Origin of the sequence: Mesorhizobium sp. CA16, assembly GCF_020165175.1 — a bacterium.
Classification (GTDB): domain Bacteria; phylum Pseudomonadota; class Alphaproteobacteria; order Rhizobiales; family Rhizobiaceae; genus Mesorhizobium.
The window spans coordinates 1-20,327 of record NZ_JAIUHP010000023.1 but is presented as its reverse complement, the minus strand read 5'-3'; the positions used below and the strand labels follow the sequence as shown (position 1 = coordinate 20,327).

Here is a 20,327-nt window from a genome sequence, read left to right as displayed (position 1 = left end):
TAAACGATCAATCGGGGAATGGCCTTGGCGGTGGCCAACCACTCGTCGAACGCCCAGAAATCCGCACCACTTGCGCGCCGTATTGCTAATATATTCCTCTATGGCGGAAAAATCTCTTTTTTTTTCCGAGGAACGTTCAACCGGCTTGAATCGCACCGTTTCTGCCTTTGTCAGAAGGCCAACATCGCGATCAGGCGCGTCTATGGCCAACTACCAAATTCCATGTGACATCAGCTGTTTGAGCGGTAGCGAGACGTAAATTCCAGCAGGTGGATTCTGAGGTCCGCACTGGGGCATTTGAAGGTCTCGTGGCTAAGCAATTTTGCAGATGCAGGTCGGCATATTCGGCGCCATCGTGCCTCGCGGCGGACAGGTCGGACCGGCCTAGTCGCTGAACCTGCGGAGGCAATGGATTGGTGCCATTCGATTGCACGACGACATCCTTCGAACGCTCACTTACCGTTCTTCATAAGATGCTCGGGACGGACACGTGGCGACTTTTCTATCCGACCCATAGTCGGAAGAGGTCTGAACACGTCTACCCAGGCACCAACCATTGAAGCGGCGTTGAACTATGGAGGATCGGATGAAAGCGGTTATTCAATGCGGTGGGATGGGAACACGACTTCGTCCCTTTACGTCGGTGTTGCCGAAGCCGCTGATGCCAATTGGTGCCCGGCCGGTGCTCGAGCTGCTTCTCAAGTGGCTGCGCCGCAATGGCATTGAAGAGGTCTACATCACGACCGGGTATCTCGGCCATCTCATCCGCAGCGTGTGCGGTGATGGTTCGCAATGGAACCTGAAAATACGGTACACTCAGGAGATGGAGCCGCTGGGCACCATCGGGCCACTGTCGCTTATCCGAGATGAACTAACCGAACCCTTTATCGTGCTGAACGGCGACGTTCTCACCGATCTTAGCCTCAGCCGATTCACAGCTGCTCACCGCAAGCACAAGGATCCGGTGACCATCGCTACCGCCAACCGTCTTATCAAGATGGATTTCGGCGTCATCGACGAAGTCGACAATGCAGTGCAGATGTTCCGCGAGAAGCCGACGCTTTCTCATCTCGTTAGCATGGGCATCTACTGCATGAATCCGGATGTTCTGAGTTTTATTCCCTCCGGCATTCCATTCGGATTCGACGACCTGATGCTGCAGATGATGCAGCAAGGCACGGTCGTCCACGTCTACAAGCATGAGGGACTCTGGCTCGATATCGGCCGCGTCGACGATTTCCAGAATGCTCAAGCCATTTCCTGGGAAGAGCAGTCGGCTTCGATCGAAGTCGCGGCAGCGGCTGCCTGACAAACGGCGAGAAACTCAAACACGAATGATGATTTGGGAGTGAGGTCACCATGCTCTTGGTCAGTGCCCCGATTTTGGGTGTTCCGGAGAAGGCGGCTCTATCAAAGGTCATTGATAGCAGCTGGTTGACCATGGGCGAGCAGGTTCGATTGTTCGAAGAGTCGTTTGCCCGCATGCATGGCGCGGACGATTGCGTTGCGGTGAGTTCCTGTACCGCGGCGCTTCATCTCATTTTGCACGGACTTGGCATTGGTCCGGGCGATGAGGTGCTGGTTCCGTCGCTAACCTTCGTGGCGACCGCGAACTCAGTGCTCTATGTCGGTGCAACTCCCGTCTTTGTCGATATTGAGTCAGCCGACTTGCCGTTGATGTCGCTTGCGGAAGCCGAGGCTCGATGCACGCCGCGAACGAAGGCCATTATTCTCGTTCATTTCGCCGGGTATCTGGCCAATCGAGAACAATGGCAAAGGTTCGCTCGTGTTCGGGGACTGCACATCATTGAAGACGCGGCGCATGCTCCTGGCTTGAGAGAAGTAGGGACCTTCGGCGTTGCCGCGGCCTTCAGCTTCTACGGCAACAAGAACATGACAACCGCCGAGGGCGGCGCCGTAATCGCCCAAGACCATGAACTGCTCGAAAGGATTCGCCAAGCGCGCGGGCACGGGATGACCACCGGCACACACCAGCGGCTGAACAGCCGCACGCCGCAGTATGACGTCACCATGCTTGGGTTCAATTACCGTATGGACGAGATGCGGGCCGCAATCGGACTTGTCCAGTTAGGAAACCTGCAAGAATGGAACGAAGTAAGGCGTATCCTCGTCGTCCTTTATCGGCGACTCATTGCAATGCACTGCCCGGCAATAATCGTTCCATTCAGTGAATCGCGGCGATCGGCGCACCACATCATGCCGATACTTTTACCGCGATACGCCGACAGGCAAGCCGTTATCGACGAACTGCGCAACCAGGGAATTCAAACAACGATCCACTATCCGCCCGTGCACCGGATGACGTTGTACCGCGAGCTTTTTCCCGGGACCCAATTGCCGCGAACAGAAGACTTTGCTCAGCGGGAGCTGACGATTCCACTTCACCCGCAGATGACCTCAGCGGTGGTCGAAGCGGTTGTGGAGGCTCTGGCAACTGCGGTGAACGGCTGTACCAAAGCAGGAACGGCCGCATGAATGCGACAGATCAATCCCTCCACCGACACTACGTTGCAGTCTCGGCCCATGGGTCTGTGCGGCGTTTGATCGACATTGCCATTGCGAGCGTTGCTGCGGTCTTGTTTGCGCCACTGATGCTGCTGATCGCCATCGCCCTTCTGGCCGAGGGCGGTAGGCCGGTTTTGTTTGCACAAACCCGCCTGGGCGCCGGGGCTCAGCCTTTTCGCATGTACAAGTTCCGCAAGTTCGATGTGCGATGCGATCCCCACGGCCTCGCGCTGACGGTCGCCGACGACAAGCGCATGACAACGATAGGGCGTGTGCTCGCCGCGACAAAGTTCGATGAATTGCCGCAACTGTGGAATGTGATCATAGGCGACATGGCAATCATTGGACCGCGGCCGGAGAGTCTGGCGTTCGCCGACTGTTTCCACGGCGGCGCCGAGGCTGTTTTGCAGTACAAGCCTGGCTTGCTCGGTCCGAGCCAGGTTCTCTTCCGCAACGAAGCGAATTTCTATCCGAAGTTCACGGATCCGGTGCAGTACTATCGCGAGACCCTGTTTCCCGCCAAGGCCAGGATCGACCTTTCCTATTATCCGCAGCGAACTCTGGTGGCTGACGCCGTCTGGATGGCTCGCGGTTTTCTAGCCGTTGTCGGCCGGGTACCGCCGTCGCCGATCGCGACTAAAGCGCGTTCGGGCTGACACTCCGGTGAGTGTCACCGTCAGAGTGGACATGGCAAGAGGGACGATTGGTCATGGACTACAAAGGCAAAAAGGTACTGGTCACGGGCGCCGATGGATTTATCGGATCGCATCTCACCGAGGCGCTGGTCCGCAACGGAGCGGACGTCACAGCATTGGCGCTCTACAATTCGTTCGACAGTCACGGCTGGCTTGACGATTTGCCGGACAACATCCGAGGCCACCTGAAATCCGTGCGTGGCGACGTGCGCGACAGCGCGTTCCTGAACAGGATCATGCGCGGCCAAGCTGTGGTTTTCCATCTGGCTGCTCTCATCGCGATTCCATATTCGTATGCGGCTGCCCAGTCATACGTAGAAACCAATGTCATGGGCACGATGAATGTTCTCGAGGCAGCGCGTCAGTGGGACACGGAACGCGTCGTGCATACCTCGACCAGCGAGGTTTACGGCACGGCGCTGACCATGCCTATCAAGGAATCTCATCCGCTGCAGGGCCAGTCTCCATATTCGGCATCCAAGATCGGTGCCGACATGATGGCCGAAGCCTACGCCAGGTCATTTGACGTTCCCGTCGTAACTCTGCGCCCATTCAATACCTACGGCCCACGCCAGAGCGAGAGGGCGATAGTGCCGACCATAATCAGGCAGGCCCTCGACAAGAACTGTTCGGCTATCATGGTCGGGGATACGAGCCCTATCCGCGATCTAACCTTTGTTGAAGACACGGCCGCGGCATTCCTCACCGCAGGCGTGGCGGAACTCAAATTCGGCCAGGCCTACAATGCCGGAAGCCAGCGTGCCGCGACGATCGCGGAAGTCCTGGACCTGGTGGTCGAGTTGAGCGGATCGAAGAAGCCTGTCTATCGAGATGAAAGCCGCTTGCGCCCACAGAACTCCGAGGTTCGCGCGCTGCTTGCAGACTCGACGCAATTCGAAATGCAGACCGGATGGCGAGCCCGTACCAATCTGCGAGATGGGTTGGAGCGCACCATATCGTGGTGGAGAGGGCGTCTTAGCGAGGGGCGGGTGCGCCGGGAAATGGGCTACATGACATGACTTGTCGTCGCCGGCATGTGTTGTCTATGATCTTCGCTGTCGCGTGCCTTGGTCCGCATGCTGCCGCAAGCCAGGCGGGCAATACGTCAACGCACTTTGTTGCGACGCCGGCGATGCAGTTGCCCGACTATCTGCGTCCTACGGTCGATCCCGCGTTTGGGGAAACATTCACCCGGATCACAAAATCCGGGCCGCTTGGAAATGGGGTCGCGTGTATAAAAGATTATTGCAGCCACCGTTATTCCAGCGCCCAAGCCTGGAATGCGGACCAGAGCCTTCTCGTTATAACCAACGGCTGCAACGGGATGTGCTTTTTCGACGGACACACATTCCTACCGCTGCTGATGCGCGATCGATCGGGCGAATGTGAATGGCATCCCCAAAATGCGGATCTGATGATCTGCGTTCGAGGCCGGCGAATATCGACCTGGGCGCCGCGGACCAATCACGAGGATGTGCTGTTCGATTCAAAGGACTATCGGGATCTGCACTTCGGACCAGGCAAAGGTAACCCGAGCCGAGACGGTAATCGCCTGGCAGTGCGTGCAATTCGATCGGACGGTGCCGAGGTCGTCTTCGCGTACGATCTCAAGCAGCATAGCAAGTTTGCCGATATCGCACTTGGGCGGCTTGCTGGGGTCAATGAGAACTGTTCGATCTCTCCTCTGGGCGAAAATATTCTTTGCATCCAGGCACTGGCGGACGGCACCGAACAGTCGTTTATTTTTTCGATCGACGGCGCTCCAGGCCAGCAGTGGACAGAGCATCATCGGCCGGGGCATGGCGACATGACGGTCGACGCCGATGGGAGCGAGATCTACGTCGGCATCAGCAAATCCTATCCGGACAGCTATCAGGTGATCAAACGCAGGCTGTCTGACGGGAAAGTAACTTCGCTTATGAAATATGGCGAGGCCTCGCATGCTTCTCTGCGTGCTTTGAACAAACCTGGCTGGGTGTTCCTGAGCTACGGCGGCGACCCGAATGTGGTTTCGGCCCGTCCGGAAATGGCACCCTATGCACGAGAGGTTATCGCGCTGCGCCTCGATGGCAGCGGAGAGGTTCGGCGCATAGCGCAAACGCGCAGCGTTGATTTCGACTACCGCAGCGAGACCCATGCCTCACCGTCGCCCGATGGCTCGCAGGTAATCTGGTCCAGCAACTGGGGTGTGCCCGGCGGACCTGTTTATGACTTCGTCACCCGCGTCGACTGGTCGGAAGAGGCGAAGTCGAACTGAATGGAGATGTCACCGATGGCATTCATGAACCGAAATCTTCTTGCAGCGATAGGTGTGCTGGCTGCGGTTGATGCTGCCTCCGCGGCGGACGACCGGCCAGCCTACCATCTCTCCCCCGGCGACATCGTCGAAATAGGTATCTCTTCAATACCGGAACGAACTCAACGTGCGGTAATCCAGATGGACGGTACGATCGCGCTTCCCCAAGTCGGGAAGATATCCATCGGCGGTCTGACGCCGGCCGAGTTGCAGGCCCGCATGGAAACGATCTTGCCTACCAAGATATTTCAGCAGCGTTTGCCCGATGGGCGAGAGCAGATGATCGTTGTCCAACCTGGCGATGTGACCGCGATCGTCGCGGAATATCGTCCGATCTACGTGACTGGCGAGGTGCTCACTCCCGGCCAGCAGGCATATCGGCCTCTCATGACGGTGAGACAGGCGATTGCGGTGTCTGGCGGTCTCAGTCTTCTGCGCTCACGTGTGAATCAGACCGGTCCTGACCCGGTTGATCTGCAGCGCGACTATGAATCGCTTTGGGGGGAATACACCCGCGACTATTACCACAGTGCTCGCATTCGCGCCGAACTGCAGGACCAGCCAAGTTTCGATACCAAGCCCCCCCAAGGGTCGCCATTGTCTGCCGCCTTCAGCTCGGCCATTGCCGACGCCGAAAGAGAGGCGCTGAAGATCTCTCTCGATAACTTCCAGCAGGAACAAAGCTACGTTGATCAGGGCGCAAAGGATGCCGCGGCGCAGATCGACGTTCTGACCAAGCGCCAGCAGGTCGAGAGCGACGGAGTCAAGGCGGATGAGGATGACCTGGCTCGGGTGACGAAATTGTTTCAAGCAGGCAATCTGACCAACGCCAGGCTGTCTGACGTTAGGCGCTCCGCGCTTCTCTCTTCCAATGGGCAGCTTCAGACATCGGTCGAGCTCATGCGGGCGCGACGCCAGCAGGAAGATTATCTCAGGCAACGCGAGCGCAATGAAAACCTGCGAAGGATCGGCTTGCTGACCGAGTTGAAAGATACCGATGTCCGTCTTGCCGACACCACCGCAAGGCTCCACGCCACCAGCCAGAAATTACAGCCCGCTGGCGCGTCCGCTCTGCCGTTGCCGGTAAGCGGAGAAGCCATTCAGACCCAGATCACCATCGTGCGCAAGATTGGTGAAGAATGGCGCAAACAACTCGTCGAAGAAGATTCAGAAGTGCTTCCGGGAGATACGATCGAGGTGAGGTTCAGCAGCGATCTGGGACGTGCAGCAAGCCAGTAGGGGGCCGCGTTTGCGGTCCCGCTATTGCTTGAAGGCCCGGGAAATCTGATCGGTCAATGGCTTAAGCAAATACGACCAGACGCTGCGCTCCTCGGTGCTTATGTGAACTTCGGCAGGCATGCCTGGCTTTAGGATTTTCTCACCCTTCAGGCAGGTGGCCTGGTTGTCGACGTGGATGCGAGCCGAAAAATAGGAAAGCTGGCGTTCCTGATCCTTGATCAAATCTGCAGAGATACGCTTCACCGAACCCTCGCAGACAGGTGTGGTTCCGACGTCGAAAGAGGGAAAGCGGATTGATACCCGCTGCCCGGGCTGGACATCATCCATCCGGGTCGGCGGAATGAGCGCATCCACGACAAGGTTGTCAGTGTCGGGTACAACCACCATGAGCACCTCTCCCGGTCCAACTACGCCTCCGACGGTGTGGATAGAGGATTCTTGTACCGTCCCGGTCTGGGGAGATCGGATATCCGTCCTTGCCAGCTCGTCGTCCGCCACTATCTTGCGCTCTTCGAGCTCTGTGCGCTTTGCTTCGTTTTCGCGGAGCTCGCTTGTCACGTCGCTGCGCATCTGCTCGTCGAGCTGAAGCACCTGCAAGTCCGTTTCACTGATGTGGGCTTGCACCTCCGCGATTGCTGCAACAAGTCGCCCCGACTCACCGCGAGCACGAGCTTCTTCCAGGCTGACATTGCTCAGTCGCTCTTTGGACACCAATTTCTTGGAGTAAAGAGCTTGGACGTCGGCAAGGCTGCGGGTAAGGAGATCCAAGGAGTCGTTCGTCGCCGCAAGCTGAGCCTTGAGACCGTCAATCTGATGTCGAAGTTGCATCGAGCGGCTCTGCAACTGCGCCTTTTGGCCAGCCAATGCCGTAGCCCGGCTTTCAAACAAGGCACGTTCTCCATTGACAAGAGCAGCCACCCGCGGGTCGCTCATCCTCACGCGCAGACTGGGAGGAACCTGCATTTCCGGCAGCCCTTGCCGCTCTGCCTCGAGCCTGGCCAGGCGGATGGTGACCCGGTCGAGATCTTCACTGACGATCTGCAGGTTTGAGCGTGTGAGCGTGTCGTCAAGCCTGACCAACACGGCGCCGGCACGCACATGATCACCATCCTGGGCGAAGATTCCACCGATGGTGCCGCCGGTCCGATGCTGGACCTTCTTTACACTGCTTTCGACCACAACAGTCGCTGGCGCGATCACAGCGCCGGCGATCTTGGTTAGTCCCAACCACGTCCCTCCGCCAACGAGCAGAAAGGCGGTTGTTGCCAAGCCCAGAACCAGGTTGGCGCGGATGCCATCCGGATCATTGATCAGCCTGGTTCCGAGCCAACGACTTGCGTCGTTGACACGAGCATAAGAAATCGTCGCGTCAGACACGGAATAGGACCTCAAGCGTTGCCGGCATTTTTTTGCAGCGGAACGACTGCCGGCTGGGGGAAGGGGCGGACGACATTTGAGAGAACATCTTCTCGCGGGCCAAATGCGTGGACCATCCCGTTCGACATGACCAATACCTGATCAATATTGACGAGCGCAGAAGGGCGATGCGCCACGACGATCACGATACCGCCACGCTGGCGCACCGCCAGGATCGCCCCCGCCAACGCAACATCGCCGTCTGAATCCAAGTTGGAATTCGGTTCGTCGAGCACGACGAGAAACGGATCGCCGTAAAGTGCCCTGGCCAATCCGACCAGTTGCCTCTGCCCGGCCGACAGGGCCGTCCCGCCTTCGCCGATTCGTGTTTGGAATCCTTGAGGCAATCGCATGATCATCTTGTCGACACCAGCCGCTCGAGCGGCTGCCATGACGCCTTTTGGGTCGCTCTGGCCACCAAATCTCGAAATGTTGTCGGCAACCGTTCCGTCGAACAGTTCGACATCCTGCGGCAAATAGCCGATATGAGCACCGAGCAGTTCCGAACTCCACTGATCGAGAGCAGCGTCGTCCAATCGAACCGTTCCCCGAATTGGCTTCCATACTCCGACCAGGGCACGCACCAGCGTTGTCTTCCCGGAACCGCTAGGGCCGACGACTGCCATCCCAGCGCCGCTCGCCAGGCGAAAGCTTACATTGAGAACCGTCGGCCGTTGTGCGCCTGGAGGGGCTATCGTCAATTCCTCGACGGAGAGTTGCCCCCGCGGGCTGGGAAGCTCCATGGGAGCGCTTTGGCTACCGAAAGCATCCAGCGCTGCAGTCAAGTCGGAGTAGCTTCGGCGTGCGGCCAGAAATCCTCTCCAGTTTGCGATCGCGGCGTCGACCGGCGCCAAAGAGCGGCCAAGCAATATCGAAGATGCGATGATCACACCCGGGGAAGCGTCCCCCCCGATCACCAGATAAGCGCCCAGCCCGAGTACACTCGATTGCAAGGCCATCCTGAGTGTCTTCGACAATGATCCGGTTCCGCCCACGATGTCGGAGAGCCGTTCCTGGTTCTTGAGATAGGCGTGGCTGACTTCTCCCCAGCGTCGGCCAAGCCTGGCGGAGAGACCCATCGCCTGAACGACTTCCGCGTTGCGGCGGCCCGCATCGGCAAGGATGCGTTGCGCAACCAGTGTTTCGGAAGTTCGGGCCGCGGGGCCGCGGCCGGCAATTTCTGCGACCACGGTCAAAAGCACGACAACAACGGCGCCGACGGTTGCCAGTAGCCCAAGGGAAGGGTGCAACAGGTAGATGACCACCATGTAAAACGGCATCCACGGGGCGTCGAAAAAAACGGTCGGCCCCAGGCCGGAGAGAAAGCCGCGCAGCTGGTCCAGGTCGCGAAGCGGCTGCACCCGGTTCGCCTCCTGCCCGGCGACCAGGGGTACCGACAGCGATATGGTGAAGGCCTTGTGCTGCAGATTTCTGTACAGGCGATTGCCGATTCGAACCAGCAAGCGAAGCCGCACGAAATCGAGCAGCCCGTATATGGCGTAGAGGCCCAGCATGCCGACCGTAAATCCCACGAGCGTCGGAACGCTCTGCGAGGGAAGCACACGGTCATACACCTGCAGCATGTAGACGGAGCCGGTCAGGGCTAGAATATTTATCACCGCCGAAAAGAGACCAATGCCAACCAGCCCGGACCAACAACCCGACATGGCTGAGAGCAAATGTTGCGTACGATGTTCCCTCACGACGCGCGATCTCTCACTCGAGATTGTCGCACGGCCTCGTGGACGCTGTCAGCGTAGGACAAGATCTTACCTTTCGTTGTGACCCGCCCACCCCGAACATTACATCAAGCTAACATTCGTCAAATTTTATCAAAATGCAGCAAAATCGTGACGCTCAGACGCTAAATCGTGAATCGCCACGAACAAGCTGGGGATAACCGACCCTGGAAAGCGAGCGTTTATTGACCATTTGAAGGTCGACGGGGTCTGCCCTTTGTCGGATCACGTTTTGGTGTCTGTTGGATGAGGAAAGTGACCTGATCAGACATTCGACGCGCGTGGTTCATCGGGGTTCTTCATATGGGCGACAACGACACGGCCCTCGCCAGCTTCGTTCGAGATCGTGCCAATATTCTCGTAGGCCTTTGCGCGGTTGAGCAGACTCACGACTTGCCGGTCCTGGCCAAGGCCAACCTCGAACAGCAGCATGCCACCTGGCCGCAGGTATTGCGGCGCGTCTCTTATCACCCGCATGTGGATGCTCAGACCGTAAGGGCCAGCCGCAAACGCCTCGCGCGGCTCGAGCTCGGTCAAGTGAGAGCGGTCGCCCTCGAGCCGCTTTTCCGAGATGTATGGCGGGTTGCAGACGATCATGTCGATCCTGCCGACAAGTTCCGGGCCGGAGAGAGGCTCAAACAGGTCGCCCTGCAGCACCGAAACGCGCCCTGCCAATCCATGATGGTCGACGTTGCGGCGCGCGGCTTTAACGCACCCATCCGTTAGGTCGCTCGCCCAGATCCGCGCGGTGGGGGCATAGTGCGCTATGGCGCATGCCAGATTGCCGGCGCCGCAGCACATATCGATAACGCGGGGTTCCGCAGTCCTCAACTGATCCAAGGCGCCGAGGGCGGCTGTGCCCAGCAGTTCCGTCTCCGGGCGTGGCACAAGCGCGCCAGGTGCCACGAGCAACTCCAGCCCCATGAAGATGGTGCGCCCTTTGCTGTAGGCATCCTCGACGCTGATTTCTTGGCTCACGACAACCCGCTTTTCCCAATGCTGTCGTTCGGGAGACAGCTATGATCAGTTCTTTTTTCGGATGACGTATTGTGCAATCCCTTGGATGGAATCGAGGTTCTCAGGCAGAAGCTCGCTGTCTTCGACGACAATGCCAAAGGTTTCCTCAATGAATCCGATGACCTCCAGGACTCCCGTCGAGTCGACGATACCTTGGTCGAGCAGTGACGTATTGTTTTCCAGAGCCTCAGCGTCAGCAACATAGAAGTTGGACGCCAGAAACCCCCGAATTTTCTCGCTGTAAGTCTCTATCCTGTCTTCGCTGGACAACATTTTGCTTCCCCGGTTAAAACAAGAAAATTGACGCCAAGTCTCGCGGAAAACGCCTCATGACAAAGCCGTCTTCTTAAGTTTTCCCGTATCTGTCATCGGCAGGCTGGGTACAATGACAATTGATTTTGGGACCATGAAATTTTCCAGGCGCCTCTGACATTCCTTCTGCAGTTGTTTCTCGTCGATGGACTTTCCTTGCTCCATCACGACGAACGCCTTCACCGCCTGCCCAAGAAGTTCGTCCGGAACGCCTATCACGGCGGCCTCCCGCACCCCTGGAATGCCAACAAGCGCGTTCTCAACCTCTTTGGGCGCGACCTTCTCGCCACGGGATTTGATGATCTCATCGCCACGACCTACGAAATAAAGGTACCCTTCCGCGTCGATCCGACAGTAGTCGCCGGTGTAGAGGACCTGTTCACCGGGCAGAGGACCAGGTTTAAGCTTCCTTGCGGTCGCCTCTGGCTTGCCCCAGTAGCCCTTCATCACGGTCGCGCCGCGGATGACGAGCTGGCCGACGACGTCGGGGCCGACCCGCTTGTCGTCGTCGTCGACGATCCACATTTCCGTGTTCGGGATGGCTATCCCGACGCTCGACGGCTTTCGTTCAAGGTCCTCTGGCGGCAGGTAGGTGCAACGCTTGCACTCGGTGAGCCCGTACATTGAATAGATGCGCGCGCTCGGAAAAAGGTCCTGGAGCATGAGAATATGCTTCAACGGCAGGGCGGCCGCGGTATTCGTAACATAGCGAATGCTCGAAAAATCCTGATCCTTCAGCGATTTGAGCTCCGAGAGCGCCGCAAAAATAGTAGGCACGCCGGGGAAACCTGTGACCCGTTCTTGCTTGATCAGTCCAAGGATCTGCGCTGCAAAAGCAAACGAGCGTTCAAGCACCAGACGGGCGCCAGTGCGGAACGCCATGATCATCTGGTACAGGCCGTAATCGAATGCCAAGGGCAGGACATTGAGGATCACTTCGTCTTCGCCGAGCTCAAGATACGATGCGATCGAGGTGCAAGCCGCCATCATGTTTGTGTGCGTCAGCATCACGCCCTTGGGCTCGCCGGTAGAACCTGACGTGTAGATTATGGCGGCGAGATCAATGTCGATGCATCGGCGCGCCGGTGCCTCCCCGTTGCCGGCAATCGCAACATCCCAGCGAACCGCATGAGGCAGTTGCATCAACTCGGCGTCATCTATAGGCCCGGAGACAATCATCCGGCGCAGTGACGGGCAGTTGCGGGCCGGCTCACTGAAGACCGAGGTCAGATGGTTGTCCGTTATCAGCGCGGCTGGCAGGCAATCGTTGAGCAGGTAATGAAGCTTGTCGCTCTTGGTCAGCGGATTGACGATGCACACCACGGCATTCGCCTTGAGCACGGCCCAGAAGCTGACGACCGTCTCGACGGTGTTGTCGGCGAAGATCATCACGCGATCGCCGCGCGTCACGCCAGCGTCAGCCAGGTGTTGCGCAACGTTGTTGGCACGAGTCTCGATCTCGGCATAGGTCACGCGTTGCCCGCCGCAGACCAGCGCCACCTTGTCACCCAGCCGGTCGGCCGAGTGCCTGAGATAGTCGTGCAACAGCGGTATGGCTCCATGCATCATGCCAACACCTCTTCCTTGATCTCATGGTCAACGTCGACGCTGAGCTCGATCTTCTGCCTGCCGATGGGGCGGCTTGCGATAAACTGCTGGTGAAGAAGCTGCGTGGAGAGCACGCCCACCAGCGCCATGTTGTCGGAATTGGAAAGATCTTGGTCCACGGTCCGGGCTCGACACTTGCCCAGCAGGCGCGCGACCGACTCCGCATCGAAGACATTTGCGTCGCGCAACGCTCTTTCCGAAAGTGCCTCGCGCACATAGGCTGGTGCATTGTCGGCAACGAAGCATTGAGCGTTCGGCGCCCTGTAGGGCTGTTTCTTGCGGGCGATGATTTCCGGCGGCAGGATCGGCTCGGCCACCCGCTTCAGCACATGCTTCTCGTCCAGAATGCGCAGCTTGTATTTGGCTGGAAGCGAGTTCGCGAGTTTTACAACGTCATCGTCGAGGAACGGGAAGCGCCCTTCGACAGAGTTGCCCATCAGCATTCGGTCTCCCTGCGAGGAGAGCAGATAGCCGGACATCAAAGTCTGGATTTCGATATACTGGTCCTGTGCTAGAGAGTCCCAGCGCGAAAATTCGTCGGGCAGGCGCGCAAGGAACGCGGCGGCCGCGTTGTACGGTTCCGTCTCGGCTTTCATGTCGGCAGAAAACAACCGCTTGAGAGCGCTGGTCGTGCGCCAACGGGTACCATGTGCGAAGCCTGGCGCATCATGGGCATGGATATCATGTCCGAAGAACTGACGCGCCATTGCTTGCTGATGCACCGGGGAACGAGTGAGATAGGGATACAGGCGTTCCAGCAATCGCGCGCGTCTCGTCGAGGATGGTTGATGCCCCCAGAAACGGCGCACCTTCCCTTCCCGGAACAGGTCGTAGCCAGCGAACATTTCATCCGCGCCTTCGCCCGTCAGCACGACCTTGATTCCGTGCTCGCGTACCAATCTTGAAAGCAGAAGCAGTGGCGCCGGCGCGGTCCTCAGGATCGGACGTTCGGTGTGGTAGATCACCTCCGGAAAGACATCGGCGATATCGCTGCGAGAAACCGTCACCTCGTGGTGCTCGCTGCCGGTCGCGCCTGCCACCAATCGCTGGTAGCTGGTCTCGTCATACTCAGCATCGGCAAACCGCAGCGAAAACGTCTGGAAGCGGTCGCCGGCGATGCGGCTTGCCATCATGGCGACAAGCGAGCTGTCGAGTCCGCCAGACAGGTAGCAGCCAACAGGCACATCGGCCTGGTCGATCCGCAGCGCCGTCGCGGACTGCAGAGCCTCGCGCACTTCGTCCACGGCATCATCGAGCGACCCCGGGAATTCATGGCGTTCGTCGAACGCCTCCGGATAGCTGGGTTTCCAGAATGCCTGCTCACGAACGGTTCCGTTCTCATAGACCCGAATGTGGCCAGGCTTGAGTTCCCGGACCCCTTTGAATACGCCTTGCGGCGGGACCACCGTCCAGAGAGTGAACGTCTGATCAATGCCGGCTGGATCGAAGGCTCGCGGCAAAGCCGCGTCGGCCGCGAAAATGGCCTTCACTTCGCTGGAAAAATAGAGGCGCCCAGCGTGCTCGCAAAAATGCAGGGGGCATATGCCGAACCGATCGCGCGATAGCACGAGGCGGCCGGCCAGCGAATCCCAGATCGCGATTGCCCATTGCCCGTTCATCCGCTCAAAAGCGGAGTCGCCCCATTCGCGATATGCATGAACTGCCACTTCGGTGTCGCTGCGGGTGCGGAAGCGATGACCGAGCGCGACCAGCTTCTCGCGAAGCTTAACGTAATTGAAAATCTCGCCGTTGAAGACAATCCAGGTCTTGCCGCTCGTGTCGGCAAGCGGCTGTTGCCCATTCGAAAGGTCGACAATTGAAAGGCGTGCGTGGGCCAGCCCCGCGCGATTGTCGCGGTAGAGGCCGTGTTCGTCCGGACCGCGATGCACGAGCGACCCCGCCATGCGCAGAAGCGCCTCGCGCGAAGGCCGCGCCGCGGTAGCGTCCAGTGCCACGATTCCGGCTATGCCGCACACGCTCAGCCCTCGTCCATCTCGACGGCGGGCAGGGGTCTCGCGTGAAGATAACGCGCTGCGCGCCGCTTGCTTTCAATGTCCTTGAAGACTTTCTGAACCTGGTCGGGAGTGAGGCCGGCGACCGCTGCGATCTCGTTGGCAGAAATGCCGTGGTTCAGGCCATAGAGACACAAATCCGTCAGGTGATATGGCAATGCGAAATAGAACTCCTCCTGGCTTTGCGCCATGGAGAACGTATCCGTGGTTGGTGGCCTGCGCCGCACCTCAGGGTCTATCCCGAGATACTCCGCAAGTTGATAGACTTGCGTCTTGTAGAGGTGGACGATCGGCAGCACGTCGGCGATTCCATCGCCCTGTTTGACGAAAAAGCCTTGGTCGTGTTCCAGCCGGTTTGGCGTGCCTGCCACCGCGTAGTTGAGACGGTCCGCGTGATAATACTCCGTCATCTTTCGCACGCGTTGCTTGTAGTTGGTGGCGGCGACGATCTGCAGATAGGTTGCGGGTGGCAGTCTGACCGTGTCGACTTTGCCATCCGGATCCTCGACCGTCAGTCTGGTAATGTTGATGCCGTTGCTTTCCAGAACCGACGCCATCACCAGCTTGCACTTCCAGCCTTGACCGTAGGCGGGAACGACGGTCCGTATCGCCTCGATCTGACGTGAATAGGCACCGATGCCCTCCAGGGCAGGCGTGATGTCTTCAACGATCGAATCGATACCAAGTTGCGACGCAACCGTTCGGCCAAGCCGCAGCGAGTCGCCGGAAGAATGGGATTCCGGCATGAATAGGCCGAGGACCTTATCTTTCCCGAACGCGCCGACGCAGAGTGCTGCGACAACGGAGCTGTCGATGCCCCCAGAGAGGCCGACAACGACGCCTCGGCGCCGGAGTGCACCAAAGACCTGTCGACGCAAGGCTTCTACGATGCGATCGACCTCGGCACGAGCGTCGAGCACCAGGGCATCCTTGCCAAACCCGGAGATCACGTCGATGACCGTTCCTCCCCCTGGCGAGATTCTTCTGGCAGATAAGTTCGGGCCACGGCCGCCTCGATGAGCGGTCGGTTGAAGGCCACGTTAGGCTCTGAGACCATGTCGATGTGGGTGCCAATGATTGGGATCACATCCAGGTCTGCGAAAGCATTGTCCCACCCGATGGCGCGAGGCATTCCAGGACGGGCGCAGCGAAATAGGGTACCGGTGATCGGCAGTCGGGGTCTTGGCGTCTGGAGCCACTGAAAAAACGCTTTGGCCCTCAAAACTTCCTGAAGCTCCAGCTTGGCCCTAAAGCTGGTCGCGTTGAATTTCTCCTGGGCATAGCGATCAAGCAAGCGGGCCAGTTGCATCTCGTAGCCCATTCGGACCACGACTTTTGCTAGGGCGCGGCAAGCCATTCTGTAGGCGGTAATACGATTGGTTCGGATTCGATGAATTGTGCGGACGACCGTCTCTCGGTAAGTGCTCCGTTCACCGAGCAGGCTGGTGTCGAGGATGCCCAGGAATTTCACATTTCGCCCGACAGCCAGCAGCCTTGAAGCAACTTCAAAAGCAACGACGCCGCCAAGCGAATGGCCGAGAAGTCGTACGTTACCTTCAGGCTGGGCGCGGCGTATCTGGTCGAGCGCGGCCTCGGCCATATCTGCGACCGAGTTTTTTCCCTGCAGTATCATTGCCAGGGCTGGATACCTGATCGGGACAACCCGGGCGGTTCTACCCATGGAGGCCGCGAAGGCGGCAAGGCTAGGGCCATAGCCGACGGACCCGGGGAGCAGGAAGAGAATTGGCGGATGCTCTTTGCGCGAACTGGCCTGCTCGTTACCTGCTTTCGCGGCCGCGACGGCCTTCACCATTTCGTCGAAATTCATTCCGACGGTGAAAGGTTCAAGGTCGATCTCCAGGCCGAGGACGCTTTCGATCTCCATGACACAATGCAGCAGCTTCAGCGAATCGCCGCCGGCGTCATCCCAACGTCCCGCGGCAACGCGCGTGTTCAGAATCTTGGTCCAGGCACGTTGCACGATCTGCTGGATAGTCCGTTCGGGTCCTGTATTCGGAGCCTGGACAATGCGGTCCTGCCTCACGCTTGCGCCGTCCAACTCGGCAAGCCTCGCCATGTCGACCTTCCCGCCCGGCAGGCGTGGAATTTCGGCAATGGCGTGCAGTCTCAACGGGCACAGAGGCGGCGGCAGCGTCGTTCGGGCAAGATGGCGGAGATCGTCCGCGAAGTTGGAAGTCGCCGGCCCGCGAGGTACTGCGAAGGCGATGAGTTCCGTTGACGCCGTCACAATCGCTACAGCGTCCTCAACGGAAGGCGCGCCACGCAAAACCCGCTCCAGCTCCGCGGGCTCAACGCGCCGGCCATTGATTTTTATCTGACGCCCCTTGCGACCCATGATCTGTAGCAGGCCATGGTTGTCCAGTTGGACGAGGTCACCCGTTTCAAAGATGCGGACGGACGGGTTCTCGGGGTCTGCAGCCACGGGCACGACGACGCCGTTCTCCCAATGGCCAAGCAGGACATACGGACTTTTTATGACAAGCTCTCCAGTCCCGCCGGGCGGCACCGGGCGTCCTTGCTCGTCGATGATCGCGAAACTAATCCCCGGAAGGAGCCATCCAACGGGAACCGAAGCAGCCTGCTCCGGCCAATCGGTCGGTACAAACCATTGTGATCCTGTCGTCTCGGTTGACGAGTAGCCGATCTGCACCAGGCAGTTGCTTGAAACGGCGTCGCGTAGCAGCTTGATGTCAGACCATGAAACCTTTTCGCCGCCGATCCGAGCCACCCTGAGACTGCGGAATGCGTCTTCTGATTTGTTCGCCATAAGCGCACGCAGGAGAGCCGGCACCAGGTAAGTGACAGTCACTCCCTCGGCTTGCATCCGGTGTAAAACCGCGCGCAAGCCTACGGCTTCGACCTCAAGAAGATGCAATGTGGCGCCGGTAAGAAGGGCGGCGAGCACCTCTCGACACCCAGCGATGGTGGCCGGTCCCGTGAGAGGCAGGAATACGTCCTGCGCATTGATGTGACAGGCGTTTACATATTGCTGAACACGCCATAGCAGGCTGCGTTGACTGTTAACGATGCCTTTTGGCCGGCCTGTACTGCCCGAAGTGTAAAGGACGATCGCGGGGGCATCCACGGATACCGGATGGAGCTGGGGAACGCGATCGCTCTTCGGTTCGCCGCGGGGCGAGACATTTATCCAGCCGACAGCTCGCGGCAGGCCCGTGGGTCGGACATCTCCATCCCCTATGATGGTCGATAACCGCGCCTCGGACACGATCGCATTGATCCTGGTATCCGGATCCCTCGTGTTCAGGGGTACCAAAGGCCGCCCTGCGGCCATGCTCGCCAGCATCGCCAACGGAAAGAAGGCCGTATTCGCAAGAAGAATACCGACGGCGTTTTCGGCGGGAGTGATGGCGAGGATGCGGCTAGCCAGTGCTTCGACAGCCGAGACGAGTTCCGAATAAGTGAAGCGGTTGGTTGCGTCGGTAATCGCCAGCTTTTCGGGATACTGACTGGCCACATTTTTCAAATGATCGACAATGGCGACATCGGCATAATCAGCGTCCATCCGCTGATAGGGGCGCAAGACAGGGCCGCCTTGGTCGAGAGCGTATTCCGGGACGTTCGTCCATTTGTTATTTGCCGCCGATTGAGAATCCGTCCGCGGATATTCAATCGCGAGTTCCGATCCTGAGTAGGCTGGTGACATGACGGGCTCACGCTATGGATAGCGTCAGTTATCGCCGCCCGCCCAAACCATTTCATCGATCATTCTGATGATGCTGGCGACGCTAGAGGTGTACATCGAAAAATTTCGGGCCCGTCTCATGGCGGCGGGGCGTCAGACTAAAGAACAGCCGTGCGACATGGAGAGCTGATGCCGCGGCGCGGGCCGGGGCAGATTTGCCATTCTGAATGGCTCGTCTAGCGCCGCGGTCTGTGTTGCCAAAAGGCACGTCGCGCTCAGCCACTCGCTACACGATATCCACCGAGAAAATTTTGAAGATAGTTACAGCGCGCAGCGCGCGATCGACTCGGTTGCTGTTCTTCGGACGGTCTTTTGGAAATACCGCAATCTGTACGACCGGTTTTGCATCGATTGCACTTAGCGAGTTCCGCCGGCGATCCTGTTTGTCCACGCGGCGATGGCCAGTCCGCAGATCGCGCCTGCAAAATCAGCAATCCAGTCGATCATGTCCATGTCCCGCGCCACCAGCGGGGTGGCCTGAAGAACCTCGATCGCCGCCCCTACAAAAAGGACGAATACAACCAGCCTCAATTTTTGCTTGGGCCAACCGAGACCGCCGAGGACCCCCAAAGTCGTGAAGGCGACCGCATGATTGAGCTTGTCGTGACTGAACGTGAAACCCATGCCCAGCATATCGAGGATACCGCCGGGCAGCAGAGCTAATAAAACAATTCCCACCAGCGCGAATGGAAAGGTCATTCTCGCCACCAGCGAGCAGGTGTCCGTTGCCGGCAAACGCGTCAGTCCTTCAATCGAGCCTGCTGAAGCTTTCTCAAGCCGCGGCCATTAACCTCATCAATTCTCCCGCTTAGAACCTCCGCCATGCCGGCGCATCGGCTAAATGAATGAGGGCCTCGGAGGTGAAAGCTCATTCGGTCTAATGATACTGGGACATGCCTGCGTTGTCGCAGCGGACCCGCCATGTGAAGAGCTTCACCTAGCCAGGCATTTAGTTGCACTATGTTCGGGAGGAGAGTCGCAACGGTTTGGGGATATTCGTCGAAGAACGGCTGTCGACAATCACTTCACCCTACCAGGGGAGTGTCACTTGGAACGAGGAAGCCGCCTTCTAGCAGGTCCAGAGCGTCCAGCGCTTCTTCGACCCGCAAATGCGCCAAAGGAATTCCGTCAACGAGCAAAACTCTTTGGTCGCCTACGTCGTAGACTTCCCAAAGCCTGTCTATTCCCCGCCGGATGGCATGCCGTCGTTCCATGCGCGAACAATATGAGCCATATGCGAGTTTGAATAGGGAACGATCCCCGCGGTGACAAATTATAGCGTGGAAAACTGGTCAAGCTTGATTGTACGTAATCATGGATACAACCCTGGAATGGTTTTACAGTGAGTGAACGAGGCCTGAAATTCCTTCAGGAGTGGATGGATAGCAATCTGCCGCATCATTCATCATCTGACACGATCTTAGCGCAAGAGCTTGCAAGGCGACTAACCAGCGACGCAAAAAAGGCTGGAATTCGATCAGAAGAGATCTCGGAGGAGGTCGGCAGCATCTTCTCAACGATGCTCGAGGCGCTTGGAAGTCGGGATCCCGTGCCGGATTGAGAGCAGAACGTGGGCTGCGCAACCGAAGAAGCGCTCCGGCCCACAACGATAGGAACTACAGCTGCCCTGTCGGACATGTTGAAGTAAGATGCCTGGTTGGCGCCCTCATGCCGCCATCCTGCCGATCGAGAAGTATTCGATGCCGTAGCGCGCGATCACCTTGGGATCGTAGAGATTGCGGC

The 20,327-nt window shown here is 58.4% G+C and carries 16 protein-coding genes; 7 read left to right on the top strand and 9 right to left on the bottom strand.

Translation table 11 applies throughout. The features are described 5' to 3' along the window. Positions 1–586 precede the first annotated feature (586 nt). Genes LB525_RS25270 through LB525_RS25245 form a run of 6 tightly spaced genes read left to right on the top strand, consistent with a single transcriptional unit; the run spans position 587 to position 6,756 of the window. Positions 587–1,309, top strand: a complete 723-nt coding sequence (locus tag LB525_RS25270) for an NDP-sugar synthase (RefSeq protein WP_095768666.1) — start codon at positions 587–589, stop codon at positions 1,307–1,309. A 50-nt stretch (positions 1,310–1,359) separates the two neighbouring features. Further along, positions 1,360–2,496, top strand: coding sequence for a DegT/DnrJ/EryC1/StrS family aminotransferase (locus LB525_RS25265; protein WP_095768667.1), 1,137 nt, complete (start codon positions 1,360–1,362; stop codon positions 2,494–2,496). After that, positions 2,493–3,182 carry a sugar transferase gene (locus LB525_RS25260; protein WP_224522972.1) on the top strand — a complete coding sequence of 230 codons (690 nt, stop codon included), beginning with the start codon at positions 2,493–2,495 and terminating at the stop codon, positions 3,180–3,182. The genes LB525_RS25265 and LB525_RS25260 overlap by 4 nt, the downstream gene beginning before the upstream one ends. Positions 3,183–3,235: 53 nt before the next feature. Next, entirely contained in the window at positions 3,236–4,240 is a 1,005-nt protein-coding gene (locus LB525_RS25255; protein WP_224522971.1) for an SDR family NAD(P)-dependent oxidoreductase, read from the top strand. A 26-nt stretch (positions 4,241–4,266) separates the two neighbouring features. Beyond that, positions 4,267–5,478 carry a hypothetical protein gene (locus LB525_RS25250; RefSeq protein ID WP_224522970.1) on the top strand — a complete coding sequence of 404 codons (1,212 nt, stop codon included), beginning with the start codon at positions 4,267–4,269 and terminating at the stop codon, positions 5,476–5,478. A 15-nt stretch (positions 5,479–5,493) separates the two neighbouring features. Further along, the gene (locus tag LB525_RS25245; protein ID WP_224522969.1) at positions 5,494–6,756 is read left to right on the top strand and encodes a polysaccharide biosynthesis/export family protein; all 1,263 of its coding nucleotides are present in this window, start codon (positions 5,494–5,496) and stop codon (positions 6,754–6,756) included. Positions 6,757–6,777: 21 nt separating this feature from the next. On the opposite strand, the gene LB525_RS25240 is transcribed toward LB525_RS25245, so the two are convergent. From LB525_RS25240 to LB525_RS25200, 9 genes are all read right to left on the bottom strand, one after another. Next, positions 6,778–8,133, bottom strand: coding sequence for an HlyD family type I secretion periplasmic adaptor subunit (locus tag LB525_RS25240; RefSeq protein WP_224522968.1), 1,356 nt, complete (start codon positions 8,131–8,133; stop codon positions 6,778–6,780). Positions 8,134–8,144: 11 nt separating this feature from the next. Beyond that, on the bottom strand, positions 8,145–9,839 hold the full coding sequence (locus LB525_RS25235) for a type I secretion system permease/ATPase (RefSeq protein ID WP_224523343.1): 1,695 nt from the start codon (positions 9,837–9,839) through the stop codon (positions 8,145–8,147). A 336-nt stretch (positions 9,840–10,175) separates the two neighbouring features. Then, positions 10,176–10,889 carry a N5-glutamine methyltransferase family protein gene (locus LB525_RS25230; protein ID WP_140545345.1) on the bottom strand — a complete coding sequence of 238 codons (714 nt, stop codon included), beginning with the start codon at positions 10,887–10,889 and terminating at the stop codon, positions 10,176–10,178. A gap of 45 nt (positions 10,890–10,934) precedes the next feature. Further along, on the bottom strand, positions 10,935–11,201 hold the full coding sequence (locus LB525_RS25225; protein WP_095768673.1) for an acyl carrier protein: 267 nt from the start codon (positions 11,199–11,201) through the stop codon (positions 10,935–10,937). Between the two features lie 54 nt (positions 11,202–11,255). After that, positions 11,256–12,809, bottom strand: a complete 1,554-nt coding sequence (locus tag LB525_RS25220) for a class I adenylate-forming enzyme family protein (RefSeq protein WP_224548571.1) — start codon at positions 12,807–12,809, stop codon at positions 11,256–11,258. Further along, entirely contained in the window at positions 12,806–14,824 is a 2,019-nt protein-coding gene (gene asnB, locus LB525_RS25215; RefSeq protein ID WP_224548569.1) for an asparagine synthase (glutamine-hydrolyzing), read from the bottom strand. The genes LB525_RS25220 and asnB overlap by 4 nt, the downstream gene beginning before the upstream one ends. 2 nt (positions 14,825–14,826) lie before the next feature. Beyond that, the gene (nadE, locus tag LB525_RS25210; RefSeq protein WP_224548567.1) at positions 14,827–15,810 is read right to left on the bottom strand and encodes an NAD(+) synthase; all 984 of its coding nucleotides are present in this window, start codon (positions 15,808–15,810) and stop codon (positions 14,827–14,829) included. Further along, positions 15,807–18,545, bottom strand: coding sequence for a non-ribosomal peptide synthetase (locus tag LB525_RS25205; RefSeq protein ID WP_224548565.1), 2,739 nt, complete (start codon positions 18,543–18,545; stop codon positions 15,807–15,809). The genes nadE and LB525_RS25205 overlap by 4 nt, the downstream gene beginning before the upstream one ends. Before the next feature lie 396 nt (positions 18,546–18,941). Then, positions 18,942–19,283 (bottom strand): hypothetical protein, encoded by a 342-nt coding sequence (locus LB525_RS25200; protein WP_224548563.1) that lies wholly within the window; start codon positions 19,281–19,283, stop codon positions 18,942–18,944. Between the two features lie 679 nt (positions 19,284–19,962). Between LB525_RS25200 and LB525_RS25195 the strand changes: the two genes are divergently transcribed. Continuing rightward, on the top strand, positions 19,963–20,145 hold the full coding sequence (locus LB525_RS25195) for a DUF768 domain-containing protein (protein WP_095768678.1): 183 nt from the start codon (positions 19,963–19,965) through the stop codon (positions 20,143–20,145). Positions 20,146–20,327 lie beyond the last annotated feature (182 nt).